Source organism: Candidatus Photodesmus blepharonis, assembly GCF_000731795.2.
Lineage (GTDB): Bacteria > Pseudomonadota > Gammaproteobacteria > Enterobacterales > Vibrionaceae > Vibrio > Vibrio blepharonis.
Genome location: NZ_JGVK01000020.1, coordinates 1 through 3,601, shown reverse-complemented (window position 1 = coordinate 3,601; position 3,601 = coordinate 1). Strand labels below are relative to the sequence as shown.

General features: G+C 47.9%; 2 tRNA genes and 2 rRNA genes. All 4 read left to right on the top strand.

Annotated elements, in window-relative coordinates:
* The 4 genes from CF67_RS02740 (at position 1) to rrf (ending at position 3,561) form a co-directional block, all read left to right on the top strand.
* A tRNA-Ile gene (locus CF67_RS02740) sits at positions 1-77 on the top strand.
* A gap of 20 nt (positions 78-97) precedes the next feature.
* Positions 98-173: transfer RNA gene (locus tag CF67_RS02735), tRNA-Ala, on the top strand.
* A 292-nt stretch (positions 174-465) separates the two neighbouring features.
* Positions 466-3,363 (top strand): 23S ribosomal RNA (locus CF67_RS02730).
* A gap of 82 nt (positions 3,364-3,445) precedes the next feature.
* Positions 3,446-3,561: ribosomal RNA gene (rrf, locus tag CF67_RS02725) — 5S ribosomal RNA — on the top strand.
* Positions 3,562-3,601: the final 40 nt, after the last annotated feature.

Genomic DNA, 3,601 nt, shown 5'->3' with positions numbered 1-3,601 from the left:
GGGTCTGTAGCTCAGACGGTTAGAGCGTTCGCCTGATAAGCGGGAGGTCGGTGGTTCAAGTCCATTCAGACCCACCAGTTGGATGGGTTTTGTGTGAGGGGCTATAGCTCAGCTGGGAGAGCGCCTGCTTTGCACGCAGGAGGTCTGCGGTTCGATCCCGCATAGCTCCACCATTTTTAAATATTCTTTTCTAGAGTCTTTAAAAATGGTTATTTTAGTTATGTGAGTAACTATGCTCTTTAACAATTTGGAAAGCTGAAGATAACAAGCCTGGTTAGTTTCCACTAATCGGCAGTTGTCTAGAATAGTGAAGTATCTTAGCTATCTTTTGAATATATATAGATGTCAAATGCACTCAAGTGTTCTTTAAGAGTAACTGTAGTTTGAATGTTATTCATATTTGATTTTGATGGAATCGAAAGATATTACATAATTTTTATGCCAAAAGACCCCTTAGGGTTGTGTGGTTAAGTAATTAAGCGTATACAGTGGATGCCTTGGCAGTCAGAGACGATGAAGGACGTATTAACTTGCGATAAGCCTAGATGAGGAAGTAAAATCCGCTCGAGTCTAGGATTTCCGAATGGGGAAACCTATGTGCATAAGCACATATCGTAATGTGAATATATAGCATTGCGAAGTAAATCGGGGGAACTGAAACATCTAAGTACCTCGAAGAGTAGAAATCAACCGAGATTCCGAAAGTAGCGGCGAGCGAAATTGGACTAGCCCTTAAGCTTTTGATGCGTCAGGTGAAGGTTCTGGAAAGTATTGCGATACAGGGTGATAGCCCCGTAACTGACGGCGCATAACTAGTGAAATCGAGTAGGGCGGGACACGTGATATCCTGTCTGAATATGGGGGGACCATCCTCCAAGGCTAAATACTACTGACTGACCGATAGTGAACTAGTACCGTGAGGGAAAGGTGAAAAGAACCCCTGTGAGGGGAGTGAAATAGAACCTGAAACTGTATACGTACAAGCAGTAGGAGCATCTTTAGTTATAGGTGTGACTGCGTACCTTTTGTATAATGGGTCAGCGACTTATAATTCAGTGGCAAGGTTAACCGTTTAGGGGAGCCGTAGGGAAACCGAGTCTTAACTGGGCGTTTAGTCTCTGGATATAGACCCGAAACCAGGTGATCTAGCCATGGGCAGGTTGAAGGTTGAGTAACATCAACTGGAGGACCGAACCGACTAATGTTGAAAAATTAGCGGATGACCTGTGGTTAGGGGTGAAAGGCCAATCAAACCTGGAGATAGCTGGTTCTCCCCGAAAGCTATTTAGGTAGCGCCTCGGATGAATACTACTGGGGGTAGAGCACTGTTAAGACTAGGGGGTCATCCCGACTTACCAAACCTTTGCAAACTCCGAATACCAGTAAGTACTATCCGGGAGACACACGGCGGGTGCTAACGTCCGTCGTGGAGAGGGAAACAACCCAGACCACCAGCTAAGGTCCCTAATTATAGCTAAGTGGGAAACGATGTGGGAAGGCTTAGACAGCTAGGATGTTGGCTTAGAAGCAGCCATCATTTAAAGAAAGCGTAATAGCTCACTAGTCGAGTCGGCCTGCGCGGAAGATGTAACGGGGCTAAGCTATAAACCGAAGCTGTGGCAATGCAATGTATTGTTGCATTGGGTAGGGGAGCGTTCTGTAAGCCGTTGAAGGCGTATTGAGAAATGCGGTGGAGGTATCAGAAGTGCGAATGCTGACATGAGTAACGATAATGGGGGTGAAAAACCTCCACGCCGGAAGACCAAGGGTTCCTGTCCAACGTTAATCGGGGCAGGGTGAGTCGACTCCTAAGGTGAGGCCGAGAGGCGTAGTCGATGGGAAACGGGTTAATATTCCCGTACTCTTTACAATTGCGATGGGGGGACGGAGAAGGCTAGGTGGGCCTGGCGATGGTTGTCCAGGTTCAAGTAAGTAGGCGGATGGTTTAGGTAAATCCGAACTATCTTAACGCTGAGATATGATGTCGAGCCACTATGGTGGTGAAGTCATTGATGCCATGCTTCCAGGAAAAGCCTCTAAGCTTCAGATTGTAAGGAATCGTACCCTAAACCGACACAGGTGGTCGGGTAGAGAATACCAAGGCGCTTGAGAGAACTCGGGTGAAGGAACTAGGCAAAATGGTACCGTAACTTCGGGAGAAGGTACACTTCTAATGGTGAAATCCTTTACGGATGTAGCTAATGGAAGTCGCAGATACCAGATGGCTGCAACTGTTTATTAAAAACACAGCACTGTGCAAAATCGTAAGATGACGTATACGGTGTGACGCCTGCCCGGTGCCGGAAGGTTAATTGATGGGGTTAGACTTAGTCGAAGCTCTTGATCGAAGCCCCGGTAAACGGCGGCCGTAACTATAACGGTCCTAAGGTAGCGAAATTCCTTGTCGGGTAAGTTCCGACCTGCACGAATGGCGTAATGATGGCCATACTGTCTCCACCCGAGACTCAGTGAAATTGAAATCGCTGTGAAGATGCAGTGTACCCGCGGCTAGACGGAAAGACCCCGTGAACCTTTACTACAGCTTGGCACTGAACATTGAGCCTGCATGTGTAGGATAGGTGGGAGGCTTTGAAGTTGGTACGCTAGTACCAATGGAGCCAACCTTGAAATACCACCCTTATATGTTTGATGTTCTAACTTAGCCCCGTTATCCGGGGCAAGGACAGTGCCTGGTGGGTAGTTTGACTGGGGCGGTCTCCTCCCAAAGAGTAACGGAGGAGCACGAAGGTGGGCTAATCACGGTTGGACATCGTGAGGTTAGTGTAATGGCATAAGCCCGCTTAACTGCGAGAATGACAATTCGAGCAGATGCGAAAGCAGGTCATAGTGATCCGGTGGTTCTGAATGGAAGGGCCATCGCTCAACGAATAAAAGGTACTCCGGGGATAACAGGCTGATACCGCCCAAGAGTTCATATCGACGGCGGTGTTTGGCACCTCGATGTCGGCTCATCACATCCTGGGGCTGAAGTTGGTCCCAAGGGTATGGCTGTTCGCCATTTAAAGTGGTACGCGAGCTGGGTTTAGAACGTCGTGAGACAGTTCGGTCCCTATCTGCCGTGGGCGTTGGAAGATTGAAGGGAGCTGCTCCTAGTACGAGAGGACCGGAGTGGACGAACCTCTGGTGTTCGGGTTGTGTCGCCAGACGCATTGCCCGGTAGCTAAGTTCGGAATCGATAACCGCTGAAAGCATCTAAGCGGGAAGCGAGCCCTAAGATGAGTCTTCCCTGGCACTTTTTGTGTCCTAAAGGGTTGTTTAAGACTAAGACGTTGATAGGCAGGGTGTGTAAGCGTTGTGAGACGTTGAGCTAACCTGTACTAATTGCCCGTGAGGCTTAACCATACAACACCTAAGTGGTTTTGTTTAATATAAGAATGTTGTAAAGTGTATTGGCAGTTTTCCAGATTGTTTTAGATCAAATTCGCTTGGCGACCATAGCGTTGTGGAACCACCTGAAACCATACCGAACTCAGAAGTGAAACGCAATAGCGCCGATGGTAGTGTGGGGTTTCCCCATGTAAGAGTAGGACATCGCCAAGCTCTGATTTTTGAAATGCGGAGTGGTAGTTCAGCTGGTTAG